The organism is Pedobacter sp. R-06, assembly GCF_049913135.1.
In the GTDB taxonomy this organism is placed as follows: Bacteria; Bacteroidota; Bacteroidia; order Sphingobacteriales; family Sphingobacteriaceae; genus Pedobacter.
This window is the reverse complement of sequence record NZ_CP183977.1, coordinates 3355644-3381218: the sequence shown is the minus strand read 5'-3', so window position 1 is coordinate 3381218 and position 25575 is coordinate 3355644. Positions and strand designations below refer to the sequence as shown.

The following is a 25575-nucleotide window of genomic DNA, read 5'->3' as shown; positions in this document are numbered from 1 at the left end:
TCTACTAACTCATCTACATTGTTTTTAAACAACTATCTATCAACCCTGTTAATTAGAATCCTCATATTATCAACTATTGATGCGGGATCATCAAAGTGAATGTAATGACCAGCGTTGGTTAGGTAGAGTAAAACACCCGGTTTGCCAGTAGAATGAATCAGTTTTCTCCACCTTTCCATGTTAGCAGAATTTTTGACATGGAAAAAAACTTCCTGATCATAATCCTTACTTCTTTGGGCAACTGGTACTTCGAATTTCCCACCTACAAAAAAAAGTAGGGGAACAGCAGGTAAAGGTAAGCTTGATATTTCAGCAAAATCTGTTTTTCTTAGCTCAGTCAAAACCCTTCTTTCACTCCAGGGCCCAAAATTTAGGGAATCTACTTTCTGATTCGGTTGGTAAAGGCGATTGCACAACATTTCATCGATCTTCTTTTCGGATAGTCCCATTTTTCTAAAAATGTCATTCCAGTCGTTTTTTGTTTCCGTAAAGTCGGCGGGATCAATAAATACAAGTCCTGAAATTTCTTCTGGATAAAAGCCGGCATAGCTCCTTACATATACCCCACCAAGAGAATGCCCAACCAAGATATAAGGAGGAGCTATGTTCAATTTCTTTAGGATATCATGCAAGCTTTCTGCGACGAACTTAACGGTAGGCATTTTGAAAATTTTATCTGATTTGCCTATTCCAGCCCTATCGTAGGCAAACACCGGTGCAAACGTCGAAACTTGCCTTATGATTTTCTTCCAATTTCCAAGATCTACACCCATCCCGTTTTCGAAAATGATTACTGGAGAATTCGCTTTTCTTTTCTCGAGACCCTGAACAAGAATATTATAATTGTGACCATTGACCTCAACCATTTTCTCTTGCCCAAATGATGCAAAGGATAGTGAAAAAAGACAGAGTGTAAGGATTGCTTTCATTGCAAATTATCTTTAGTTATTTTGATATCCTCAAGTTGGCGAAATCTCCATTTGAGTTATTGCCGACCCAAAAGCCAATTTTTTTACCAGTAGGATTTGGATTAAGTGTTGTAACCTCTAGGCAGGGCACTTGGCCTCCGTTCAAAAATACTTTAACCTTGTTTTCTTTTACTTCGACCTTAATATGGAACCAATCTGTAGCTTTCACCGTTGGGGAATTGATACCTGATTCGTATTTGTCCTTGTGCGTATTACGAAGTTGTTGAAATCCGAACTTTGGTTCAAATGAGTATTGTACAGCATGGATCTTACGCACTGAATCAGCAGACTGGAAATTGAAGGGGCGAAAGTAGACCGATTCATAAGTCTCATTATCTATGCCATGGAAAGCAATCCCAATGAAACTTTTTTGCATTAAATCACGGCCTTTTGCATTAAACTCAATGGTGCCCTCCGAAAAGAGTAAATCTTTTACCCAAGCTACACCGGCTCCGGTACCTTCGCTTAGTCTTACAATTGACTTTTCGTTTTCTTTAACCTGTTCAACGGTACGATTGTGGGAAATATATGCTGATTGCTGTGATTTCGATTCTTGAGACCATGCTATTGAGAAAGAAAAGCAGGTCAGAATGAACAATATTTTGAAGTGTTTCATGGCTAAGGTTTTTAAAGGGCTAAAAGTGAAATCTTTAATAAAACTAGTAAATTAGTTCGAAGTTTGCAATATAGATTTGATTACTATTTTTTGAATCTAAGGTTGGCTTTGAAGCGGTCAAAAGAGTTTGAAATCGGTGTCTTTAAGATCATTAGTAAAGATCATAAGTCGTTGTTAGTTAGTTGTTTGCATGGGTTTCCTGTTTAGTGATTTACAGTTTTGCCTACACTTTTTTTAGAATTATATTTTCTTAAAGACTACACAAATTTCTAAAAGCCGTATTAAATAAATTATAATCAGATGAATATGTTAATATATGGATATTACTTTTCGAAAAAGGTTCGTTTATTGAGACTATACATCTCAAATAAATTGAATGTTTCTAATTAAATCAGCTCAGTTTGGATTATTGGTCATCACCTACGGTTTATCTCAAACTCGAGCATCAAGAACGTACGTAACGTAGTATCTGCCTTAATCTTAATAAACTCCAACTCAAAGGGTGAAAATGTAGATTTGATACTGTGTGTACCACCCTGAAAAAGATCAATCATAGCCAAGGTGGCATCAATTTCCGTTTTAAGTAACTTGGCAAACTGGCTATTTGAACCGTTGAGATTACGGCACAAATATAAAAAGCGGCCTCTCCGGGTAGGCCTCCCATTGGCATAATGTTCTTTATTGACATCCCATTTTGTAATTACATCATCTGGTGCCAGAAGGTGTAGCACATGTGTATATAGTTCACGCAAAGAGGTAATCACATGGCGGATTTTATCAGGATTATCGGATTGCATGGCCTGGACTGCACCATGCCACAGATCCGGCAGGTCTTTATGCACTACGGGTAAATATTGGCTGATTGCATCCCTGTTTTTTTCAGTTATTTCCGAATCAAGCTGTTCTTCCGAAACTTCTTCCGGATCATCTATTGATACGATCTTAAGGATACGGGAACCAATATAATAATCCTGGGCAGGTATTTTGGCAGTCTCAGGGGCTTCATATATCCAGTTTGGTTTTTCGCTAATACTGCGGAGCAGACTGCTATATCCCTCAGACACGCCCAAAAAACCTTTCTGAGCCACCTGTACTGCCGCCTGTGATAGATTTATCCGCTTACCAATACTATCCCACTGAAAAGCGGCCAAATTAATCTCCGCTAATCTAGTGTAAGAACTCGCTGCTTCAAGCGCCAACCCGACTGATGAAATATGCTTTTTTTCAAACAGAGAACTCGCTGTTAATACTCCCGCTAAGGATCCTATTTCCATTTTTTTGAAAACGTCCTGCTGCAACAGCGACTTTGGTAATATCGATTCCCGTAGAGAAACCAAATCCTTAAGACCAGTATACGATTTACTAATAGAGGATAAGCGTAGATTCAAAAAACTGTTTTCCTGCAATCTGTCAAAAGCAGATAAACTACCCGTAATATCTCTTAACCGTTCACTTATTGGCTTAAAGTTATCCAAGACCTGCCTGCTAGAGGCGGCGCTCTCATATAAGTTTCTGGCAGCCGATGATCCAAGCATACCGGTTAAGTTCAAATCTCGGAATGTATCCATTTGTAGATTTCTTAAATGGGAAGTAGAGCGCTCGACTGCATCAAGTGTCAATCTTACATTGCTGGGCACCATTCTTTCAACACTACTTATCATATCCATTGCGGTTTTGGCAGCACCTATTACTCCTAGGCTATTTCCCATAATGAGGTTATTTCTCAAGCTGCTACCGATGATATCCTCTAAACCTCTTGCCAGTTTCCCATCTTCACCATAATCGAAAAATTGCCTCCTTATTTCCTTCTCTCTCTCAAGGGTAGGGCTTACCGCATCGAGAATCACCCGTATGGAATAATTTTCAAGTCTGCGCAAGCTTAACTTGGCTTTCCATAGTTTTCTTTTTTCTGCTGCCGTAAAATCTATTGTAAACTTCCTCATAATGACAAAAACAAATATACCCAAATGTTGTCCAGCGAACGACAGGATATTTAGCGTTTCAATTTTGCTTTCTTAAGGTGGGTATTTCAGCAAAAGTGGTTCTTCCCCAATTTTGGTGGTCAATCCGGTGCTAATACCAGTCTTTTCCTGAGTAAATCGAAGCTTGCCCTTCCATACATTTGACGTTTAATAGTCTTCAGTTTGTTAACATTGCCTTCGACGGGACCATTGCTCCAATGTAGATTGATAGCATTTTCAATGGATTGAAGGTCCGACACCAATCCTTTGGCGAAACTTTTCAACTCTCCAATAACCGAATGGTTAGCTTCTGTAATCCACGCATTCAATTTATTACCTGTCTTAGTTTCAATCAATCCTCGGAATTTTTTTACCAATGACATAGTACGTTTTAATTCAGCTGATGCTTGGCATAATCTGGATATAAGCTTTTTTTGTGTGCTGCTAATTTTACTTTCAGGAGCTAAAAATGCCATGGCAGCAGCTGACGGCTTAAAAAAAGAACCTGCATGCTGTGGGAGTTTTGTTTGCCGTGCCTTTTTTCCTACCCTGATATCATAGTAGGTCAGTGATTCAGACAATGTGCTATACGCCCCGGGATATCCTTTTTGCTTCAGTTCTGTCCAAAGTGTTTTCAAATGAATATTAGGGTCTGCTTCCAGTCGTTCTTTGATGTATTCAAAATAAGCCTCTATCATTCCCCTTTCTCCGTAGGACTTCCGCATCAGCACATCCATCGACAGGTATTTCCTGACGGTATCTTTATGCATTCCTAAGGATTTTGCAATTGCGTTCTTGGACAACCCTTTAGCCTGTAGTTTCTTCATCTCATCAAATCGTTGCTTAATAACACCGTCTGTAGCGGCCAGCTTCTTCCCCGCAGGGAAATCTTTTGGAACCACTAGTGGTTCATCAACTGTTTTAGGAGCCACTGCCCTACTAAGTCTGGTGTACTCGCGTACCATTATTCTTTTAACGGCTTCTCCAAGATTTTTAAGCAGATGCCAACGATCCGTGACTTGTATAGCCTGGGGAGCTCCTTTTGTGGCTGCCCGCATATATTTACCGTAACGGTCCCTTGTAATTACTTCTATCGCAGGTTGCCCTTGCAACCAACTGATCAATGTTTTTTCCTCCCGGTCTGGCAGCAAATCGATTACTTTTCCGGTATCCAGGTTTACCAGGATGCTACCATATCTATCGCGCTTTTTATATGCCCAGTCATCTACCCCTACAGCTTTAAGCTGCCCTAATGGGGGAAGGGGAGCTTTTTGGATCAATCTTAGTAAAGTAGAATCACTCACAGGCATGGATAATGTATTGCAAATGCGCTCAGCGGATCTGCCACCCATTTCCAAAGCGGTGGTTAATAATTTCTCATCCAATCTTTTTGTCCGTCGCTTACATGGTTCGAAATGGTCATCAAAGCGTTCGGTGAATATCTTTGTTTTACATTCAATTTTAAGGCATCGGTATTTTCTGGATTGCAGGTATATATTACATGACTTCCCAAACGTAGGTAGGTCACGAAACTTTCTTAAATAATAGCTATGAAGCTTCTTTGAAGGACTTAGGCAATCCGGACAACGGCAGATCTTTTGCCTGCTCTGTACATAGATATTAACAAAGTCGGCCTGGTTATCTACTGAAACTACTTTAAAGGGATCAATTGATGAGAAAATCAGTTTGGTAAGATTCATTATTTCTTAACGAATAATAACCAGACTTATCATGGAAAACCACCAAAATTGGGGAAGAACCACTATTGTTGAAATATGCAGTCTGGGCGCTACTTTTATAAATTTATAAGGTTGAAGGAATATTTTTCGGTTGTTTCAAGAAGGCAGGCAAGCCATCCGGCAATGCCTGCTATCAAATCATAACTAAACTAAAATCCTGCAGGACTTAAACAACCTGTAGTTTTTTTTCCTGTTCTGTCGAAGACCAGAATCCGTTTTCTAGGAAGTTCTTATACTTCACACCTGGCAATGCTATCACATGGCTGAGTAAATTGTTTCTCTTAGGATTGGCTATGCCTTAACTTTGTTAAAATGTTATATCTTGGCAACACCCGCTTTTTCTGCAGTAAATTTGCTTTCAATCATACGGTCTAGTTCCTGAAAATGAATCCTAGTTAATTTATCCAGTCCCGTTTTTTTTGCTGCGTTTCTAAACAACAACTGCTGTTTTCTCAATTGATCTTTGAATAAACCTTTTAAATCTGAAACTGTGAATTTATAGGTAGATAAACCCACAATTGTATTCATTTCATTTTCTAAAAAAGTTTGTTCCAGTAGTCGGTACACATATAATTTCTGAAGATTCCTGCGGTAATAGTCAACATTGGCTCCATTATTGGCTTCTTTTAAAATCCTAGCATCTAAGTCATTAAAAAGGGCAGTAAGGGTATAGGTTTTTGTTCCTGAACCATTGTGTTCATTGCCCCATAATTTCATGATCCTGTTTCGCCCGACAATGGCATTGATAGCACCTTTTTGCAGATCAGCCAGTTCGGCATCAAATTTAATGTCAAGTTTTTCTGCAAAATCTCTATTGTTGAGCCATAAAGGCGTATCAAACAACTCATCGTTTACAAACTTAACCGCCTTTTTTTGGATAGAATATGGTACTGGTTCATAAATTGGTCCAGATTCTCCATTTACTTTGTCAGTATGGTAAATACCACCGATATTTTTAATTACATGACCAAGATAGAGTTGGAATTGATCCCAGACTGCCGAATAACCAACCTGTAATTTACTCTGATTTGCATTGGGAATAGTTACCCATTCTCCAACTTGTGGTATAATTCTTTTTAAATTCTTAATTCCATATCCACTGGCCAGAACTGCGTCGTTACCTAAATCTTCGTTCTGTGATCTAGGATCAAATACTTCCATTTCACCGCCAAACCATAAACGTTTATTGGTCCTTATGGAATCTGTAACCATCTTTATCAGCATTTGCTGTTCCTGTTCAGGAGTCTCAAATTCAGGATGCCAGGTATAGGCCCATTTAATTGCCCATTTATCGTAATCTCCGATCCGGGGGAAAAGGCCTTTTTCACTGATACTATCTTCAGGTTGCGCTACATAGTTAAACCTTGCATAATCCATGATAGAAGGGGTATGACCGTTCTTTTCAACCCATTCTTTATTTCTTAGTTTTTCAACAGGAACAGTCGAACTCGAACCAAAATTGTGCAATAGGCCTAAAGTGTGACCAACTTCATGAGAAGATACAAAACGGATCAGATTGCCCATCAACTCATCATCAAAAGTAGCTTTTCTTGCCCGTGGATCAGTAGCGCCAGCCTGCATCATATACCATCTTTGCAATACCGACATTACATTGTGATACCAGAAAATATGACTTTCTATGATTTCGCCGCTGCGCGGATCGGATGTATTCGGACCCATTGCGTTTGCAATCGCTGAAGGTCTGTAAATGATAGCTGAATGGGTGGCATCATCGATACTCCAGGTACTATCCTGTTCTTTTGTGGGCGCTTCTTTGGCAATAATAGCATTTTTGAACCCTGCTGCCTCAAAAGCTTTCTGCCAATCGTTAACACCTGCAATTAAAAAAGGAACCCACTTTTTAGGTGTTACCGGGTCTATATAAAATACAATTTGCTTAGCGGGTTCCACCAATTCACCTCTTTTATATTTTTCAACATCTTCTGCTTTGGGTTCGAGTTTCCATCTTTTTGCGTAGGTCGTTGTTTTAACACCCTGTGGATCTGCGTCAAAATCCCTGAATGAGGTAGAAAAATAACCTACACGTGAGTCCTGTAGCCGCGGTTTCATCGGTTTTTTATCCAGCAAAACCATAGATGAATTCAGTTCAAGCGTATAACTGGAACTGGCTGGGTTTGATCCAGCGCTATAGGATTTAACAGCTCTTATCTCGATGTTTTTGGAATAGCTACGCACATAGTCAATATAACTTCTGTCATTCAGCTGCGCGCCTATACCTGCCCGTTCTTTAAAAGCTTTCCGCTCAAAATACAGGATATCATTGTCGCTATTTAGAAAATCTGTAACCTCAACAACGGTTGCTGAAGAATCTTTGGATACTGAAAGCATTGGGAATACCGCGGCAATGGCCTGAATGTTATTTTTCTGTACACCTGCAAACATTGTTGTGGTGCTATCTTTGTTGTATTCAGAAAACGAAATCCGTCTCAAAAAGATTTTTTTGTCCGGTCCTTTTTCAAAACGGTATACCGTTTCTCCGATTTGGTCTCCTGCGTAGCCATTAGAACCATTACGCATATCGGTAGAGGCTTTAGAAATCCTATTCACAAAAAGAATATCTCTGTTGAATATGGCGTTGGGTATTTCAAAATAGTACTTATTATCTTTTTGGTGAACAGTAATAAATCCATTTTGGCTTTTGGTATTTTTAGTGATGATTTCCGAATAAGGTTTTAAAGTATTAGCCTTTTTTAGACTATCTGCTGTTTTTTTAGCCGGATCTACTATCACGATTTTAGGAGCAGGTACTTTTTTCTTCTGGAATAGTGCGCAGCCAGACACCATTGCCATCATACCGAGCGAACAATAAATTAATCTTGATTTTTGTTTAAACATTTTTCTATTGATTTGTAATTTGTGTTTTTTGTGATTGATTCTTAATTCTGTATTGTATTTCAGTTTCAGGATCGTTCTGATCCTTCAAGCCTGTTGAGTTGACTACATTGTTTTGATAGTTATCCTGTGTGTGGTGCTGGTTCTTGAAAAAAATCATAAATAGCCCTGTTCAGCAGTAAGGTAAACAGCACTAAATAACTTAAACGTTGACTGTTGGCTCCGTTAGGGCTAGCAGTCAACGGATTTAATTTTTGGTTATTCCGGATTAATACCGATACTATCCATTGTACTATGGCGATAGGGCAGAGCTCTTATAATCACGAAAGGTTCGCGTCATGTTTTTTTCTTGACGACAATAAAAGATCAGCTATCTAAAAGCCGGAGTTATGGATTTTGTAATATTTCCGGGTTTAAAAGAATGTATTTATCTGCTATCGGATAGGTGTATCGATTGGCACCAGGATCGATTTTATATGTAACTCCTTTAAAAACTCTGGTAACAGTACTCACAAATCCTGGATCTTTACTTAAACGGCGCTGATCAAACCAGCGAAAACCTCTGCCCGCGAACTCCCTCTTTCGCTCATCTGTTACCATATGTAATGCGGTGTTGGCGTTATTAGTCTGTAAATCGGTATATTTTGCTTTCTCGAACCTTTTGATACGTAAAGAATTCAGGATCTGTACTGCTGCTGCCGCATTGCCTGCACGTGCAGTGCATTCGGCTTTTATAAGTATCATTTCCGGAACGCTCGTTCCAACGTAGTTACCATCATTTAGCAATCTCTGTCTGAAATAGGCGCGTGTTGTAAAATTTGATCCTGGAACTGTAGCGCCATCTTTCGTAAATATCTGAAAACGGATATCTGTCGGATCATACATGTTGATCGCATCTGTACTTAAGGGATATGTAACTGGAAAACCGTTAGTCTGCTTAAAAAAAATCTCTTCTGGGTTAAGCAGTCTGGTGGGGATCGAGGTCGGAGTCTTTACATAGTCGTTCAGATCCAATAAACCACTTTGTAAGCCCAAAGCTAAGTCAGCATTTCTTGAAGCCTCGGGGAAGTTTCTCATATTCAGGTATATTCGGGCCAATAATGAATAAACCGCTGCCTTTGAAGGGTTTGAGTTGAAGTCCGGTAGGTTATTCAGGCCATTTAAAGCTGAATTTAAATCTGAGTTGATCTGATCATAGACTTTTTGAACACTTGGTCTGGTTAAATCGGTAAAGAATTTTGGTTCAAGTACCAGCGGAACTCCCAGATCAGTTGATGAGGTGGCAGGATCATATTGCTTAGCGTAAATATTTATCAGTACATAGTAGCTAAACGCTCTTTGCACTAAAGCATATGAGAGTGCTTTTTGTTTTTCTGCCTCGGTTCCCCCTTCGCTTTTCATTACACCACTGGCAACTGTATTACAGATTAGGATCTGCGCATACATCTTTGCCCAGTCCACATCCTCGTTCGAAATATAAATATTGCTTGCCCAGGTAAAAGCATTTCTTGCTGGTTCTGCTAAAGAGTTTTGCCACCTTGCATCATCGGTACCCACATCATCACCAGCGAATATAGGCGAGTAGTAAGCATTATCAAAACTAGAAGTATTCTGCATCAACAGTTGATAGTCATTTGTAAATCTTAGAACCCTAGAATCAACAGGTGGAACTTCAACAAACTTTCTGCAGGCTGACATTGAGATCAAAAGACAGATAATCAGCTTTGTATATATAAACTTTTTCATCGTATTAATATTAAAGTGACATACTTAGGTTAAACAGATAATTTTTGGTTGGGGGTAGGTTCGTGAAGATATCAGTGGATTGATAGTCTGGATCGACCCCTTCCTTATTAGCAACCCACAACAGACCGAGGTTGCTAACCGTTAGGCCGAGATTAATACCCTTGATAAAACCCGTTTTATTCAGGATGGATTTAGGTAGTGCATAGTTCAGGGAAATCTGCTGCAATCGAATGTTGCCAGCATCTTTAACGTTTAGGTCTGATCCAGTAAACCAGTTTACACTGTTGATATCCGGGCTGTTTAATCCCGGTATATTCGTAAAGGCTTCATCGCCAGGTTTTCTCCATCTATTTGCCAGAGCTGCGCTATTGCTTAATAGTCCCTGCATACTATTACCGTTTGGATATTTGCCTCCGTCAATGTTTCTGAGTAAAAATTTATGTCCAAGGTTATAGCTCACACGTACCAGAAAGCTCAGATTTTTATAATTGACAGTATTCATAAAACCACCAAAATACGGAGACGAAGTACGTCCAGCATAAATGAGGTCTGCAGGTTTTACTGAGACTGTTCCTTTTGATGTAAGTTTACTGCCGTCTGCTGCGAAAATCTGTGAATGTCCAGTATTGTCGAGTCCAGCCCATCTATAAACAAACATGTTGTCGGTTGGATAACCTGTTACCAGGGCAAATCCTGCCAGCGCACTTACACTTGGAAAACGTGTATCGGTAACCTCAGTGGTGTTATATGAAAAATTCAGGTTCTGAGACCAACCCCAGTCTTTAGTTCTTATAATATGTCCCGAAACGGAGAACTCAAATCCGTGCCCTGAAAGATCACCTGCATTGTATGCTAAGTTGGTAATTCCATAGGTTGCATTTACTGGCACGGACATTAATATTCCATAAGTTTTTTTTCTGAAAATATCTAAATTAACAACCAGCCTGCTGTTAAATAAAGAAGCGTCCAGGCCGGCATTCATCATTTTGGTGGTTGCCCATCCGATATCCTGGTTTGCATTTGCCTGTATCTGTGCATTAGGAACATTGGTAATGAAGTCAGTTCGTGATTGAATTGTTGTATAGTTGTTCGAAGTGGTCGGAGGATTTCCGCCAGTACCCAGTGTTGCACGTAGACTAAGTGTGGTTATCCAACTCACATGTTCTAGAAAATTTTCTTTCTTTATATTCCAACGTAATCCTGCAGACCATAAGGGTGTGGCCCTGTCCCTTCTGTCCACACCAAGTATGTTAATGTCGTCAAAACGTACACTCCCGGAAAGATAATATTTGGCATTAAAGGAATAATTTGCATTCCCATAGTAAGACAGGTATCTCCTTCTTCCAAGAAAAGTCATTCCATTTGCTGGTGACAGAGCTGACTGGGATCCATACACAGTGTTATAACGCCCAGTACTTGTTGTATTTACATTGATTGAAGCATTGGTAAATTCATCATAGCCATAAAATATTTGTGTACTTCCTCTATATCTCGACTCACGGATCTCAGTTCCGCCTATTACATTAATTTGATGGATGTCATTCCACGTTTTATCAATATTAAATTGTGTACGCAAACTATAGTCGTCACTGTTAGTCTTTGCTGTTCTATTTATAGCGCCTATAGGTACTCCATAAATGAGTGCTTTCGTAGCTGTATTGATTGTAGTGCCGGTATTGATCAAGTCACGTGTCGAGTAACTGTCTTTGTTTTCGATCAAACCCTGGTCTGATATACCTTTCTGGACCTGCCCTGATGCTGTAACATTCAACCAATCTGTAATTTTTCCTTTAAGGGAAGCATTTATACGGAAGGAGTTCCTGGTTGTAATGGTATTGTTGTAATCCAACTCATCTATTGCATTGTAAGTCCAGGGCAGATAACCTTTGCCCATAAAATCATCTGATACTGCGTTTGTAAAAGTGGCACCCCTGTAAATCTTTTTTCCGCTATCATCGATCAATTGGTCATAAGGAGCCAAACCAAATTTACCAACACTCAGAGCCTGTAGAGCTGCTCCGTTTACCTGTGCCCTGGAATAGGTATAGTTTAGACCCGTTGTAAGTGTAAGTCTTTTTTTTAGGAAATCATTGGTTAAATTAGTGGTTGCCGAATAAGTTTCGCCACTGTTGCTTTTAAAAACAGGGCGGTCTTTGGTGTAACTTCCGGAAACATAATAAGAGTTATTATCGGTACCTCCCGAAAAGGAAAGGTTATATTGCTGGGTAACTGCTTTTTGGAGAAGATTATCCTTGATCTGATCCCTGTTGGAACGGTTTGCCAATACATCCAATGCGGCATCCCGCTGAGCAATCGTGGCCGTTCCCCTTTTTACCCTAAACATCCATTCCTGAGCTTCAGAAACAGGAGCGCTGATCAAGTTCGTCAGGGGGTCTGTTATAAAATTTTTATCAACCAGTTCCTGCTCAAGGTCTATATATTCCCTGTTGGTCATGGTACTCATATTTTTGAAGTTTGCCGGTGCCGAAATGCTCAGAGTGTTACTGAAAGCAATACCTGAAGATTCTTTTTTACCTCGTTTTGTCGTGATTACGATCACTCCGTTTGCTGCATTAGCACCCCAGATTGCCGACGCAGCTGCATCTTTAAGAAAAGTTATACTTTCAATGTCGCCTATATTAAAAGTACTTAATATTGCATTTCCTGAAGTGGAAGGCTGATTTGTGCTGCCCACCGATGGAGTGCTATTGTACCCCCCGGTAATGCTTGTCAGGTTTTGGTCCATTGCGGGGAATCCATCAATAACAATTAAAGGTGGGGTGCTGCTATAAAAGGTATTGGTTCCCCTGATTTCTATGGAGTTTCCTCGGAGTTTAAATAGAACCCCAGGAACTTTACCTTCCAGACGTTCCATTAGGTTTATACTCGGAGTGCTCTGAATATCCTTTTCAGTAACTACCACGTAGGAGCCGGTCAGGCTCGTCTGTTTTATTTGTTGATAGCCATTAGAAACTATCACGTCTTGAAGGACCTGGGTTGAAGGTTTCATTTTTATCACGATGCCGTTCTGGGCTTTTACCTCCTGGGAAATATATCCGATAGCAGATATGACCAGTACATCGTCATCTTTAATCCCATAAAACATAAAAGTTCCATGATCATTTGCAACAACCATGCGGTTGGAGTTTTTAAGCTTGACAGAGACTTGAGGAATGCCAATTCCGGTTTCTGCGTCTATTATTTTCCCTGTTACATCAACTGCAGTAAAAAGGTTGACAACTTTATCAAAAAAATGTAGTTCTATTTTTTTGATCACTATGGTTTTGTTTACCAGTGAATAGGTTAATTTCTGTGGTGTCAATGTTTCATTCAATACTACCTCCAATGGAGTGTCTTTGAAAGATGCGTGGATGATTTGCCCATCATCAACTTTCCCTTCTTCCCAAAGTACATTATAACCGGTCTGCTTTTTAACCTCCCGAAACAATTGTTTCAATGACACGTCTTTTTTATTGAAGGTTAACTTTTGCGCAAAGGTTGAGGCACTAACCTGCAGCAAAAAAGTTGTCATGATTATTATGGTTAGCTTCATTGTAAGGAGTAGTGAGTTAGTTACACGGACGTAGCGCCCAAATCTGTTTGGATCCTTAAATTTCATTACATTTGTAGTTTAGTGGTTTAGTTGTTATATGTGAAAATGTCTCATCTGAGTGCCACTTACCGCCGGGGATGTTAGCCGCATTCCCGGTTTTTTATGGTGCCCGTTTTTATATGGGTATATCTATTGCATTACAAGAATCCTCCTTCCTTTTACTTTAAAGTGAACTGATCCTGTTGATTCCAGTACTTCCAACAGCTGGGATATATTTTCAAACCTAGAGACTGTACCTCTGAAAGCCTGAGTTTGTTTCCTATTGTTTTCAAATTCCACTTCGACATCATACCAACGCTCTACCTGCTTCATGATCTCTTTGAGTGTATGACCGCTGAAGATAAAGGTCCCGTTTTTCCAAGCAATGGCTTCTTCCGTATCTACTTCAAAAACCTTCAGGTGTTCACCTGCAATAACTGATTGTTGTCCTGGTTTTAATATTACATCTTTAGTGCTGTTGTTGCCCATCAGATCGGTAACATGAACAGTGCCTTCTAAAAGTGTAGTTTTTGTATCCGCATCCTCTGCATAACCTGAAATGTTAAAATGCGTACCCAGCACTGTAATTTCCTGCCGGTTTGTTTCTACTATAAATGGGCGCTGCTTATTCTTAGTTACTTCAAAATAGGCTTCTCCGTTCAAGAATACCCTACGCTCTTTCTTACTAAACTGAACAGGGAATTTTAGGGATGAAGCGGCATTTAGCCATACTTTGCTTCCATCTGGTAATTCCACCTGATATGTGCCGCCTCTCGGCGTATTTACTTTTATGTCGTTGTCAACAGTGTTTTTCTCGCCAATCTGAGCTTGTTTTAGAGAAGTAACTTCGGTTCCGTCCCTGTAAGTTAGCTTGCTTGCGTCAATTACTACACCGGACTCATTATCATTGAGCAGGATAGTTTCTCCATTTGCAAGTGTTAGAACAGCTCGGCTTTTTCCTGGAAGGATATCTTTTGATGTATTGGCGATGCGTGATGGTGTATTGGCAAAATAATTAGTATCAAATAAATAAATACCTGCCGAAAGAGTAACGATTATACTGGCTGCAACTGCAAGCCTTGGCCATAATCTTTTTTTAATTGTTGCTTTTCCGGCTTTTTTAAATTGTGCTGTGCCAACTAGGTTCTGGTAAAAATAGTCTGTTTCTTCTTTAGTATAACTTTCCTCGGTGTAGATGTTATCCCATACTCCATCCATTGCAGCAAAAACTTCGCTGTCATTATCCTTAAGCTTTAAAAAAGCAATTAATTCTGCGTACTCCCCCTGGCTGATATTTCCATCCGCAAACTGTTGAAGTAAATTTATTATACGCTGTTTATCTGCCATCTTCACAATCCCTTAATATTTGGGTTATATTGGCATTACACGGCAAAACGAAATTAGGACTAGTCGATATGAAAAAAAATAATCAACGCTTCAAAAGCCCCACTGCCATAAGCATAAAATAGGCAACATCTGATTGATTGAAGTGTGTTTTAAGGGTCTTTAATGCGGCTACAAGATGGTTTTTAACTGTATTACGGGAAAGGTTAAGTTTTGCGGCGATTTCGTCATAATTTAGTCCTTCATATCTGCTCAATCTGAAGATCACCTGCTGCTGGGGCGGTAGATGGATTAGGGCAGCTTCTGTAAAACGTTGCAGATCTCCCAATAATACAGCCTCTTCGGTTTCATTACTTATTTTTTCCATGTTTAGCCACAACTGATCCAGCGCTTTTTGTGAGTTAGCAATTTTCCGCAAGGCATTAAGGGAAAGTCTTCTGGAAATGGTATATAGGTATGGGGCAATCGGAAAATCTTCATTTAGCCGATCACGATTTACCCATATGTTGAGTAAGGTATCATTCACAACTTCTTCCGCCTGCTCTTTGTTTTTTAGCAACCGGAAACAAAAGGTATATAGTTTTTTGAAATTAAGGTCAAAGATGTGGCGGAAAGCAGGTTCTTCGCCAGCTTTTAATGCAATAATGGTTTCTCTTTCAGTCAACCCCAACACCATCTTTTAGCTTGAAAATTTTTGTTCAGATACTTCTTTCATGAATTGAAATGTACACAAAGATAATATTAATTGTATCTCTTTAAATATCAGGGAATGACATTCAATAAAAAGGAACCTGCAATATAGAGTAGACCAGTATTCCCGAAGCCGATACCCAGCTCAGGAATTTTTTTTTAAACATGTTATCAACTTTCTCAATAGTATGTCCCAATACAGCACCGATCGTTTTTTGCATTAAATGCGCAGTCAATTGGCTGTGAGCATAATTTTAATAGAATATTCTATTAAATATCCTGTATTAACTGCCTATGTTTTTGTCTATTAGTATTTAATGTTTTTTTTGTAACTAAATAGTTACGATTAATAGATTTCAATTAATTCTTTTTTAGTTCTTTTTTAAGGGATTCATCTAAATTCACCTTTAGTTAATAATATAAAACAATTCTAGTGATGTTTTATACTAACCAAACCATAAACCAAATTGAACCCAATGTTGAGACTAGCTGCTCCTTCACTAATTTCTTTTTTTAGATAAAACAACTAGCAAGCAAATTTTATCCTGAGCAGCCAATTCGTTTAAATCTTCTAACCTGAATATAATGTTATTGAAAAAAATAAATCTTCTCGCCACGTTATTGATGTTTTGCTCACTTTGGGGGCGTGCACAAACAGGGAATTCCAATCCAATGAAATTGTGGTATGATAAGCCTGCAAATACCTGGAACGAAGCACTACCATTAGGCAATGGCCGGTTAGCGGCCATGGTTTACGGAACCCCCGATAAAGAGGAGATCCAACTGAACGAAGAGACCATCTGGTCAGGTGGGCCAGGAAATAATGTACTTACCGATGTTTCCGGAAATATAACCGATATGCGTAAACTTTTGGCCGAAAAGAAATATAACGAAGCTCAACAGCTCGCCAATACTACTTTTAAACCTGCCAGTGGTGAAGGTTATAACCACGGGATGCAGTTTCAGCTTGCGGGGAGTTTGTTTATTCATACTAAGGATACCCAGCCTGTTACTGATTATTACCGCGATCTGGATATTGGAAATGCGATTTCAACGGTACGGTATAACAGGGGAGGTGTAATTTATACCCACGAAACCTTCACTTCACTCAAAGATCAGGTGCTTATTATCAGGCTTACGGCAAGTAAACCTAAAAGCATTACCGTTAATCTGGGCATGAAAAGCCCGATGCCACATGTTAAGGTTGAAACTGAAAATAACGCCCTTAAACTGAGTGGCCTCTCGGGTGATCTGGAAGGAAAAAAAGGTATGATCAAGTATGTTACCCTCGTTAAAACCAAAACAGAAGGCGGATCATTTACCGTAGATAAAGATAGCCTGAAAATTAAGGGCGCAGATGCAGCAACAATATATGTTTCTATCGCTACAAATTTTAAGGATTACAAAACACTCAATGTTGATGAGCATGAAAAGGCACTAAATTTTCTTGCTCAAGCCATGAACAAAGATTATAGTCTATTAAAAGCAGATCATATCAAGGCCTACAGAAAATATTTCGAGAGGGTAAAACTGGAGTTGGGTTCTTCTGATGTGGCAAAAATGCCCACAGATGAAAGAATACGAAGATTTAAATCTGGTAATGATCCGGCACTGGTATCCCTTTATTTTCAGTTCGGACGTTATCTCCTGATCTGTAGTTCGCAGCCGGGAAATCAGCCTGCCACCTTGCAGGGCAAGTGGAATTCAAAAACCGCACCACCCTGGGACAGTAAATATACGGTTAACATTAATACCGAAATGAATTATTGGCCTGCAGAGGTAACCAACCTGCCTGAAATGCACCAGCCTTTATTTAGCATGCTTAAGGATCTTTCCGAAACGGGGAAAATGAGCGCTTCGAAAATGTATCACGCCCGTGGCTGGAATATGCACCATAACACAGATTTATGGCGGATTACCGGACCCACGGATGGCGGATACTATGGCATGTGGCCAATGGGTGGCGCCTGGCTTACCCAGCACGTTTGGCAACACTACCTATATACCGGCGATAGGAAGTTTTTGAAAGATATGTATCCTGTATTGAAAGGCCTCGCTATGTTCTATGCAGATGTATTGCAGCAAGAGCCAGAACATAAATGGCTGATCATCTCACCATCCATGTCGCCAGAAAATGAGTATCAAAAAGGTGTGGCACTTTCTGCGGGCACTACGATGGATAACCAACTGGTTTTTGACGTATTTAGCAATGTGATCAAGGCTTCTAAGACCTTAAAAGTGGATCTTTCTTTTGCCGACAGTCTCAAAGTATTACGAACTAAGCTTCCTCCAATGCAGATTGGGCGTTTTGGCCAACTACAAGAATGGTTACAGGACTGGGACAGGCCGGGTGATAAACATCGCCATGCTTCACATCTGTACGGATTGTATCCTTCCAATCAGATTTCTGCATACCAAAACCCCGAACTTTTTGATGCTGCTAAAACAGTTTTACTCAATAGGGGTGATAAATCTACCGGCTGGAGCATGGGCTGGAAAGTTAATTTCTGGGCCCGTTTGCTTGATGGTAACCATGCCTACAAACTCATTACCGATCAGTTGACCCCAGCACCTGTTGCTGAAAGTGGCCAGGATGGTGGGACTTATCCCAATCTTTTTGACGCACATCCGCCATTCCAGATTGATGGTAATTTTGGCTGTACTTCAGGTGTTGCCGAAATGCTGCTCCAGTCGCATGATGGTTTTATATACATTTTGCCCGCACTTCCAGATGCGTGGAAACAGGGCAGTGTTAGCGGACTGATGTCGCGTGGTGGATTCAGCTTTGATATCAGTTGGAAAGATGGAAAAATCATTAAGTTGACAGTCCATTCCGCTCTGGGCGGAAACTGTAGGCTGCGCCTTCCCCACTCGATAAGATATCTTAGCGGAAAAGCACCAATATTAGCAAAAGGAGAGAATCCAAATCTGTTTTTTGAGGTAGAAACACAGAAAAAGCCAATAATTGCAGCGGAAGCAAAAATTAATCCCTTGCAACTCAAAAAATCATTTTTGTACGATATTAAAACAATGCCAGGGAAAACGTATCATTTTGAATAGTTTTAAAATTACGTTTTATTTTTTTTATTCCGCCTATTATAAAGGAAACCATGGTTCGATATATTAATCTGATCAGAAAGCTAACCAATCAGGCAATGGATGGAGATAAGAAAACAGAAATTGCCGAATTGATAAAAACGTATAGGACACATCTTCAATCTGCCTTTGATGTGCAGCAAAGCCTGTATAAGGCAAAGGAGCTATTGATTCAAAAGCTTTTTAGCCAACTAAAGGTACTGGCGGTATCGAAAGGTTATATTTTTGAAGAAGACGATGATTTTTTTGAAATCTATAACGGCTTTAGTTTTTTTGTTCCCCATTGGAAAAATGTTGCGATTGGTTTCGAGTTCCAGAAGAAAAATACGAACAATATGATCTTCGGTCTCTATCATCGTAATACCCCTTTGGATTTACGGGGCGATCTCGATTTATACATTCAGGAACAGCTAAAAGGGGCTAGTACTCCAACATGGCCATTTTTCAAGAAATTTGACTATCAGGACTGGGAATATGATGAACTGCCATGGTTGGCGATCGAGAATGGAGAGATGTTGAGGTTGCTCGGTCAAAAACTTGATATGATAAGAGAGAGCACCAAAGGATTGGTTCTTTAGATTAGAGCCTGCTCTTTGTGAAATTGATTCATTGAGGATGGAAATGATTTTATGTCTTGTGGAGAATTAGGCTATGATATGAATTTGGTCTTTCTATGAAAACGATTGCGATACTGACCATATGGAGAAGTGATTGGAGCCAATTAAATAATGTTATGAATTAAAAAGAAGATATAATATAAACCAATTAATTTAGATCTCTATGCTATCACGATCTAGAGCCCATCTTTGGGGGCAAAAAATGTTTTTTATTGATTTAAGAAACTATGAAAAACTGATGGAAGAGTTTCTTATGAAAACAGCGGTTGATTTTAGTGCTTCGGTGGAAGGATCAATAGATCATGAGGACAGGTCTGAGGAGTATCAGGCTTTCGTACTTGAAAGTTTGTCTGAACGTCAATATGAATTTTCGGTATTGTATCCACATAATTTTAGATCGTCATTTTTTATTCAGTTGTTTTCTGTTTTCGAACACCAGATACGAAAGGTTTCGCTTCAATTAGCAAAATCACTGAATGTAGAAAAAAAACCTTTAGATAAAAAAGGCGGCTGTATTGTCTGTAAAGCCAGGGAGGTGCTTGAAAAGCTCTGCGGTATTGATTTTGGTGCCTTGGAAGAATCTTGGAAATATCTCGAAACGATGAGGAAAATCAGAAATGTCTTTGTTCATCATCAAGGACGGATTTCACAACGGGATTACCACTGGGAGGAAATAAAGGACTATATAGCTAAAAACAATGATTTGATTTCGTTTAAAGAAAATATCGACGAACAGGAAGAAGGTAGGTCATATTACGATGAAATACCCCGACACCGCTTTACTATATTGATCAAGAATAGCGATTTTAATAGGCTCTATCTTGATTCAATTGAAGCATTCTTCACTGCTATATTAAGGGACTCTGGGGTTGATTGGTAGTCTATTTTATTATTTTTTCCAGTACTTTCATGTTAAAACCGCTTTCTCTTAGAACGCAGCATATCAGTAATTTTTTTAGATTCTGGGTAATATAAAGAAGTTTTACCCCCTCTACAATTTTATATTTGTCTGTTCTGGAAAAGAAATGCGAATAATAGTTTCTGGAGTCCACAATCTCCTGAAAATCAAAAGAAATTCTTTTTATCGCCGTAAGAAACTCGAACTCTGAATAAAGAGACTCCATTCTCTCTTTTAGAAAAGAACTTTTTTTATCTTCTTTTCTGAACCGAATATGAAATCCTTCTATTGCTTGTACCACTAACAGAAAGTCTCCGCTACCAAATGTTCTTTTTGTACGAATGCTATTTATCAGGTGGTTTAAAATAGGTAAGATTTCAGTATTGAAGCTGAACCAGGTTGTTATAATGTTTTCAAACTCCTGCTCGATGTCAGTATAGTGGAAAAGAAAATCGTTAAAAGCCACGTCTTTTTGAGGCAGTTTATTGGGCTGAATCCAATAAAGACTGATAGGGAAGAATATTTTTTTTCCATTTTTTCGGTCCTGAGAGTAGTTTTCATTGAATAGGTCTATACCTATAAAATCTATATCCGTTAAGCAGGCTAAGGACAGAAATGTTTTAAAACGTTCAGCTATCTCCTTATAGCTGGAAAAGCCTTTATCGGCTCCCTGTTTAATACCAAGCTCATAATGCTGGGTTATTTTCAGTTTTTCATTGTGGAGTGTCTCTGGCGGGGAACAGCTGTAGCTGAGTCGGATCGATGTCCCGTTTTTAATGGGGACCGAGATTTCCTTGTGATTTTTGATATCATAGCTTACCTCAAAGCCCGAGACATCATTTTCAATATTGTATAGAATGGAATACCTCATCATGTACTGGTTTACCCATTCTGTGAGAAAAGGGAGTTTTATTGTAGCAGAGTGGAATTTTTCGTCTTCAACCGAATCAAGATGTATACCATACAACATGTATTCTACAGAATAGTTGTTCATTGCAAATGAACTTGAAAAGTTGACCGAACCCGACCTTCGACATTTGATCAGTGTAATCTTTTTTCCATTTTGATCTTCACCCAGAACCAGATCTGTTGTTTTATTGCTTTCCCCAGCAAAAGCTTCCAGAACATCCAAGGGAGGTTCGAATGCACCTATCAGTTCGAGATAGATTTTCTCATTTGGGATGTAGTGTAATATTCCAGCTATTCTGTTATCCTCTAAACCCTGAAGATGCCAATAGCCCTTGACCGCTTTTATATTTTGCATATTTGTTCTTGATAATAACGCTAGCTCTTAATGGGCAAGAAAATCTGACAAGAGATAATCTTACGAAGATATGATAAGCTACATGACAATATTAGTAAAATTATCCACTCCCTACGTTTTAGAAATTCATCATATCCTACGATGCCAAAGCAACTATTTTAAAGACCGGTTATGGTGCCACCTCGTTAGAAAATCATTGTTACATTGTATGTAAAAGAGACCGTCCGAACTTCTGAGGTTTTACAAACGAAGACTAAGTTATCTTTCGTTCCAATAAATCTGAGCTATGAGTTTAGTGACACATAGTGTACTTTTCATAATCTTGTTGAAGAAGTTTTTTTTGGAACACTTTTTTTCCTTAATTGCAGGAATAAAATATTGTATTTGGAACAATCAGCTTTTTTTGGCCGGCTCAGTGAAATGATAAGGGGAATGCCCGATGACCCATCACTGTTTAGTGTGGAAGGGAGGGGATTTGCCCAGGAGTGTGCAGGGCAAATGCATAAACGGTATCTCAGGAGTTGTCTTCTGGCGCTTTCTGAGGTTGAGGAGTTTGTTCTGCAGCTTTACCAATCAGTAATATATCTTTCAGGTTTTCGCACAAACCAAGCAGTCAGAGAAGCCCGTATTACACGTTATCATCACATTGTCTATCATATCGAGGGGCATCTCTTGCGCACAACCGGCATTCTTGACCGATTGTTAATCCTAGTGAACGAGATACTGGAACTAGGCATTTCTGAGCATAACTGTAAAGCTAACCAAATGCTATACATAAGGAAAAGTATAAAGGCTTCCCACGCAATGCACATAAACTACTACCCAGGGCTTTTTGGTTCCCTAGTTTCTGTCATGGAGCAGATAGAATTACTGAGAGAAGACCGGAATATGGTAGCCCATCAAAAGGGGATCAATTATGATGACCTGAGGAAGATTCAGGTGTTAAATTATTGGTACATATCCAGGACGGTGATGAGCTTGAAAAAACCAGGCATATCGCAAAGGTGACCACCGATAAAATGGTCAAGGGGTATAAGAAGCGTATGTTGATGTACACCGATGAATTGAGGGGCCGATTGGGAGTGGTTTACGGTATTCTCAGCCCTATCTTTGATGAGAAGTATGGTGTATATCTGAATGGAGATAGATTTTGATATGAAGTTAACCATATGCATTTTTTAAAACGGATGGAAAATACTCCTTATAGTAATAGTATCAGCGAGCGATTCAGTCAGGATATTAGGTTATTTGAACTTTACCAGAAAGAGATAAGGAAGACAATTAATAAGTTAGAAACAAAGATAATAGAGCTACAGCGCCACGTGGATGGGGGCGGCTCAATAGCTATCCTGCCGAAGGCAATACCAAAACCTTACGGTGGATTTGCTACGCGGGTTGGGCTAGATGATACACCTGAGATAAGAGAATTGCTCTCTTTTGCGATGAGCAGAAGAATAGATGAACTTAAGGAGTATGTTGATATCTCACTCAGGATGGCGTTTTCCTATCTGATATCGATCTTTGATGCAAGGTTTGATGATATTATAGTGGTATATTTCAATTCAATCAGGAACATTTTTCCAGATGATAAAGTGCGCGAATCTAAGTCCAACGCCCTTAGCCGACTTGGCTTTACTGAACAGATGAAATTTTTCAAAAAGAACATCGGACTTGATTTCGGTGCGATCCTCGGAAAGGAGATGATTAAGCAGATAATAGAAAGGAGAGAATGCCGAAACTTAGTGGTGCACAATTCGGGTTTTGTAGATAAATACTATAGAAGGAATGTACCTGGTACAAACCTGTCAGTGGGGGATAAATATCCTCTCGATTATACTTATCTTGAAAGTTCGATAGAACTATTCAGTCTGTTCTTTATGCATTACTACTCAGAATTGGAGAGGAAAATGGGTGCTTTTATTGATGTCCCGCTTCCCAGAAGCATGACCTGATTATTGATTGAATTATGGCAAAAAGAGAAAATTTTTCGAAAAAGACAATTGAAACCTGCAAACAGGCAGCAGCATTTATATGTTCAAGAGCAGAATGCCGTACAAGCACTGTTGGCCCTTCACCTGAAGATAAGCACTCTGGTGGCTACATTGGCAAGGTATGCCATATCTCTGCGGCATCTGAAGGTGGCCCAAGGTATCTGCCACAAATGACTTCATCAGAAAGAACGGCGATTTCAAATGCCATATTTCTCTGCAGCAACTGTTCGGACCTTATAGATAAGAACAATGGAAAGGCATTTTCGATCGAAATGCTAAACAGCTGGAAGGACCAGCATCGCAACTGGTTGTTGGCGCATGGAATAGGGCCATGTGTAGGAACTGGAAAAAAGCATAGGAGTGTAAATAAAAAAGCGCTGGATCTTTATACAAGCCTGATCACTGATCTTGGAGTGCTGAAGGACTCGCTTTCCGATTGTCTGGATTATTATCAGAACCCGCTTTACCGATATGAAGATTTCAGTAACAGCGAACATTTCCGCACTCTAATGGGCATAGAGGAAAAGTCGGTGAGAAGGATAAAGAAAACGGCTTACATGGCTGAGATACTTTACCCCCCAGAACCTCTGCAAATATTGGTGCCTTTCTTGGAGAACTGTGGTATATAACTGAGCATGGGGCATGTGGCCAGTTAGACTACCTCGAACTTACTCTTAAAGAAGTAGATAGAATACTTTCGTTAATGATTAAAGAAGCAAGGAAGTTTCAAGAGACATTGAGAGCAGATGCCATCTTCGATTAATTTAAACCACATATAAATGAGATGGCCAGTTTTTAAAGGTAACGTTGCGGTATGCATCCCTGAGGCTGAAGAAAAGGCAATGTTTAAGTACATTCTCGAGCACACTACCCACCCTGGTGATAGGCCTGATCTGCTCGAAATGACTGATGAGGATCTTGTTCCTCTTGGAAAATTTATCCTTGGTACACCAGACTACAATTTTTTTATCGGTCCAGGGTTTTTGCAGTCCGGAAAAGAAGTCAGCGCACTTGGAAGCAGTTTTGAAAAGTGCTTGTTACACCTTTTTCGGATAACTGGTATTAAGCCAATGTGTTATGGTGGTGAGCCATTGGAACTTATAGGAAGCTTTTCGGTCTCCTACAGGACTTCCGAGGGCATAATATTTTTCTTTAAGATTTCCGCGGATTCTGCTGAGGCTATGGTGAAAGGATTTTCTTCGATCCGTGATTTTTTAGCGGCTTATGAGGATGGGTTGTTAGGCGGAATATCTGATGAAATCAATCGAACCTTTGCCCTGGGAGACAGGGTATATTATTTTGAGCGTACGGAATCGGCGTGGAGGGTTGTAGATCCACTGGGCGTTATTGGAGAACGGCAACATCAAAAACATAAGAAAACAAGAGTTGACGAGAGGTTGAGTAAACCAGAGATCTTGATCTGTGAAGATGACCTGAGCAAAAATTTTATCTTTGGTAATAACTGGATACTGAAATTTGACGGCCTACATTCTTCCATGGGCCGTCCTAATGATGTCAGTATTTACTCAAACATCTGTGACCGAAATCTGGCAGAAGCCAGATTGCTCTATAAACGAATAGTCCTACCCAGATATAACGAGTGTCAATCGCCGTTTCCAGATAGGGAAAAACAAAAACTTTACATTGATTATTTTGAATTTATCACAGCATCTATCATTTTTTCTTTTACTGCAATAGAGGCAATGGTTAACACGATCATTCCCTGGGATTTTGTGTTGTCGGTCAAAGATGGTAAAGCTCATGATAAGCAGTTCGTCGAGCGGAATTACACTCTGACAGAAAAATTGAATAAAATTCTTTTCAAACTTCTCTCAACACCCAGGCCACAAAAAGAGGTTTGGTGGGGTGATTTTAAGACGCTTCAAGAACTGCGTGATCAGACGGTACATACCAAACAATCAGATTCTGAGGATAGGTATTCAAGGCTGCTATCTAAGGACGTATTTAGGGTAATAGGCTGCTATAGAAAGATAATATCCCATTATGGTAGTTACTTAAGAATGAACAGGCCCGATCTGTTGAACTGTTTTCCATATGGATTTGGCGCAGATGGTATTTCCGTTGATCTTGTTTCGGCAGAAACATATAGCAAGATTTATAAAGATATGCACAATCCCTTTATGGGTGGAAACGATGGATTCAGCTAATTTTCCGGTGGTTTAGGCCATGTCAAATAGGC

The 25575-nt window shown here is 39.5% G+C and carries 17 protein-coding genes; 7 read left to right on the top strand and 10 right to left on the bottom strand.

The genetic code is table 11. The annotated features are described in order from the left end of the window. Positions 1 to 32: 32 nt before the first annotated feature. The 9 genes from ACN9MR_RS13740 to ACN9MR_RS13700 all read right to left on the bottom strand — a co-directional run bounded on the left by ACN9MR_RS13740 (position 33) and on the right by ACN9MR_RS13700 (position 15492). Entirely contained in the window at positions 33 to 929 is an 897-nt protein-coding gene (locus ACN9MR_RS13740; protein WP_426324376.1) for an alpha/beta fold hydrolase, read from the bottom strand. A gap of 16 nt (positions 930 to 945) precedes the next feature. Further along, positions 946 to 1584, bottom strand: coding sequence for a hypothetical protein (locus ACN9MR_RS13735; RefSeq protein WP_426324375.1), 639 nt, complete (start codon positions 1582 to 1584; stop codon positions 946 to 948). Positions 1585 to 2000: 416 nt separating this feature from the next. After that, the gene (locus ACN9MR_RS13730) at positions 2001 to 3527 is read right to left on the bottom strand and encodes a hypothetical protein (protein WP_426324374.1); all 1527 of its coding nucleotides are present in this window, start codon (positions 3525 to 3527) and stop codon (positions 2001 to 2003) included. Between the two features lie 119 nt (positions 3528 to 3646). Next, entirely contained in the window at positions 3647 to 5245 is a 1599-nt protein-coding gene (locus ACN9MR_RS13725; RefSeq protein ID WP_426324373.1) for an ISL3 family transposase, read from the bottom strand. A gap of 354 nt (positions 5246 to 5599) precedes the next feature. Beyond that, complete coding sequence (locus ACN9MR_RS13720) at positions 5600 to 8140, bottom strand: zinc-dependent metalloprotease (RefSeq protein WP_426324372.1); 2541 nt, start codon at positions 8138 to 8140, stop codon at positions 5600 to 5602. A 384-nt stretch (positions 8141 to 8524) separates the two neighbouring features. Continuing rightward, complete coding sequence (locus ACN9MR_RS13715; protein ID WP_426324371.1) at positions 8525 to 9883, bottom strand: RagB/SusD family nutrient uptake outer membrane protein; 1359 nt, start codon at positions 9881 to 9883, stop codon at positions 8525 to 8527. Positions 9884 to 9893: 10 nt separating this feature from the next. Then, entirely contained in the window at positions 9894 to 13415 is a 3522-nt protein-coding gene (locus tag ACN9MR_RS13710; RefSeq protein WP_426324370.1) for a SusC/RagA family TonB-linked outer membrane protein, read from the bottom strand. Between the two features lie 210 nt (positions 13416 to 13625). Beyond that, entirely contained in the window at positions 13626 to 14822 is a 1197-nt protein-coding gene (locus ACN9MR_RS13705; RefSeq protein ID WP_426324369.1) for a FecR family protein, read from the bottom strand. 82 nt (positions 14823 to 14904) lie between these two features. Next, positions 14905 to 15492, bottom strand: a complete 588-nt coding sequence (locus ACN9MR_RS13700; protein ID WP_426330228.1) for an RNA polymerase sigma factor — start codon at positions 15490 to 15492, stop codon at positions 14905 to 14907. Between the two features lie 602 nt (positions 15493 to 16094). Here ACN9MR_RS13700 and ACN9MR_RS13695 point away from each other — a divergent pair. From ACN9MR_RS13695 to ACN9MR_RS13685, 3 genes are all read left to right on the top strand, one after another. Next, positions 16095 to 18569, top strand: a complete 2475-nt coding sequence (locus ACN9MR_RS13695; RefSeq protein WP_426324368.1) for a glycosyl hydrolase family 95 catalytic domain-containing protein — start codon at positions 16095 to 16097, stop codon at positions 18567 to 18569. A 95-nt stretch (positions 18570 to 18664) separates the two neighbouring features. Beyond that, the gene (locus ACN9MR_RS13690) at positions 18665 to 19183 is read left to right on the top strand and encodes a hypothetical protein (protein WP_426324367.1); all 519 of its coding nucleotides are present in this window, start codon (positions 18665 to 18667) and stop codon (positions 19181 to 19183) included. Positions 19184 to 19424: 241 nt separating this feature from the next. Then, positions 19425 to 20102 (top strand): hypothetical protein, encoded by a 678-nt coding sequence (locus ACN9MR_RS13685; protein ID WP_426324366.1) that lies wholly within the window; start codon positions 19425 to 19427, stop codon positions 20100 to 20102. 1 nt (position 20103) lies between these two features. Here ACN9MR_RS13685 and ACN9MR_RS13680 read toward each other — a convergent pair whose 3' ends face one another. Next, positions 20104 to 21384 (bottom strand): HEPN domain-containing protein, encoded by a 1281-nt coding sequence (locus ACN9MR_RS13680; RefSeq protein ID WP_426324365.1) that lies wholly within the window; start codon positions 21382 to 21384, stop codon positions 20104 to 20106. A 384-nt stretch (positions 21385 to 21768) separates the two neighbouring features. Here ACN9MR_RS13680 and ACN9MR_RS13675 point away from each other — a divergent pair, with 384 nt between their 5' ends. The 4 genes from ACN9MR_RS13675 (at position 21769) to ACN9MR_RS13660 (ending at position 25543) form a co-directional block, all read left to right on the top strand. Then, positions 21769 to 22392: a Cthe_2314 family HEPN domain-containing protein gene (locus tag ACN9MR_RS13675; RefSeq protein WP_426324364.1), complete on the top strand. Its 624-nt coding sequence runs from the start codon at positions 21769 to 21771 to the stop codon at positions 22390 to 22392. A 179-nt stretch (positions 22393 to 22571) separates the two neighbouring features. After that, positions 22572 to 23336, top strand: a complete 765-nt coding sequence (locus ACN9MR_RS13670; protein ID WP_426324363.1) for a hypothetical protein — start codon at positions 22572 to 22574, stop codon at positions 23334 to 23336. Between the two features lie 14 nt (positions 23337 to 23350). Further along, entirely contained in the window at positions 23351 to 24004 is a 654-nt protein-coding gene (locus tag ACN9MR_RS13665) for a hypothetical protein (RefSeq protein WP_426324362.1), read from the top strand. Positions 24005 to 24154: 150 nt separating this feature from the next. After that, a complete protein-coding gene (locus ACN9MR_RS13660) occupies positions 24155 to 25543 on the top strand; it encodes a hypothetical protein (RefSeq protein ID WP_426324361.1) in 1389 nt (462 codons plus the stop codon). The last annotated feature ends 32 nt before the right edge of the window (positions 25544 to 25575 follow it).

Excerpts from the sequence above, each read along its gene's own strand:
- ACN9MR_RS13710 (WP_426324370.1), bottom strand. The coding sequence starts at position 13,415 with ATGACAACTTTTTTGCTGCAGGTTAGTGCCTCAACCTTTGCGCAAAAG.
- ACN9MR_RS13740 (WP_426324376.1), bottom strand. The coding sequence starts at position 929 with ATGAAAGCAATCCTTACACTCTGTCTTTTTTCACTATCCTTTGCATCA.
- ACN9MR_RS13720 (WP_426324372.1), bottom strand. The coding sequence starts at position 8,140 with ATGTTTAAACAAAAATCAAGATTAATTTATTGTTCGCTCGGTATGATG.
- ACN9MR_RS13725 (WP_426324373.1), bottom strand. The coding sequence starts at position 5,245 with ATGAATCTTACCAAACTGATTTTCTCATCAATTGATCCCTTTAAAGTA.
- ACN9MR_RS13695 (WP_426324368.1), top strand. The coding sequence starts at position 16,095 with ATGTTATTGAAAAAAATAAATCTTCTCGCCACGTTATTGATGTTTTGC.
- ACN9MR_RS13670 (WP_426324363.1), top strand. The coding sequence starts at position 22,572 with ATGGAAAATACTCCTTATAGTAATAGTATCAGCGAGCGATTCAGTCAG.
- ACN9MR_RS13665 (WP_426324362.1), top strand. The coding sequence starts at position 23,351 with ATGGCAAAAAGAGAAAATTTTTCGAAAAAGACAATTGAAACCTGCAAA.
- ACN9MR_RS13690 (WP_426324367.1), top strand. The coding sequence starts at position 18,665 with ATGGATGGAGATAAGAAAACAGAAATTGCCGAATTGATAAAAACGTAT.
- ACN9MR_RS13660 (WP_426324361.1), top strand. The coding sequence starts at position 24,155 with ATGAGATGGCCAGTTTTTAAAGGTAACGTTGCGGTATGCATCCCTGAG.
- ACN9MR_RS13735 (WP_426324375.1), bottom strand. The coding sequence starts at position 1,584 with ATGAAACACTTCAAAATATTGTTCATTCTGACCTGCTTTTCTTTCTCA.
- ACN9MR_RS13685 (WP_426324366.1), top strand. The coding sequence starts at position 19,425 with ATGTTTTTTATTGATTTAAGAAACTATGAAAAACTGATGGAAGAGTTT.
- ACN9MR_RS13730 (WP_426324374.1), bottom strand. The coding sequence starts at position 3,527 with ATGAGGAAGTTTACAATAGATTTTACGGCAGCAGAAAAAAGAAAACTA.
- ACN9MR_RS13705 (WP_426324369.1), bottom strand. The coding sequence starts at position 14,822 with ATGGCAGATAAACAGCGTATAATAAATTTACTTCAACAGTTTGCGGAT.
- ACN9MR_RS13715 (WP_426324371.1), bottom strand. The coding sequence starts at position 9,883 with ATGAAAAAGTTTATATATACAAAGCTGATTATCTGTCTTTTGATCTCA.
- ACN9MR_RS13680 (WP_426324365.1), bottom strand. The coding sequence starts at position 21,384 with ATGCAAAATATAAAAGCGGTCAAGGGCTATTGGCATCTTCAGGGTTTA.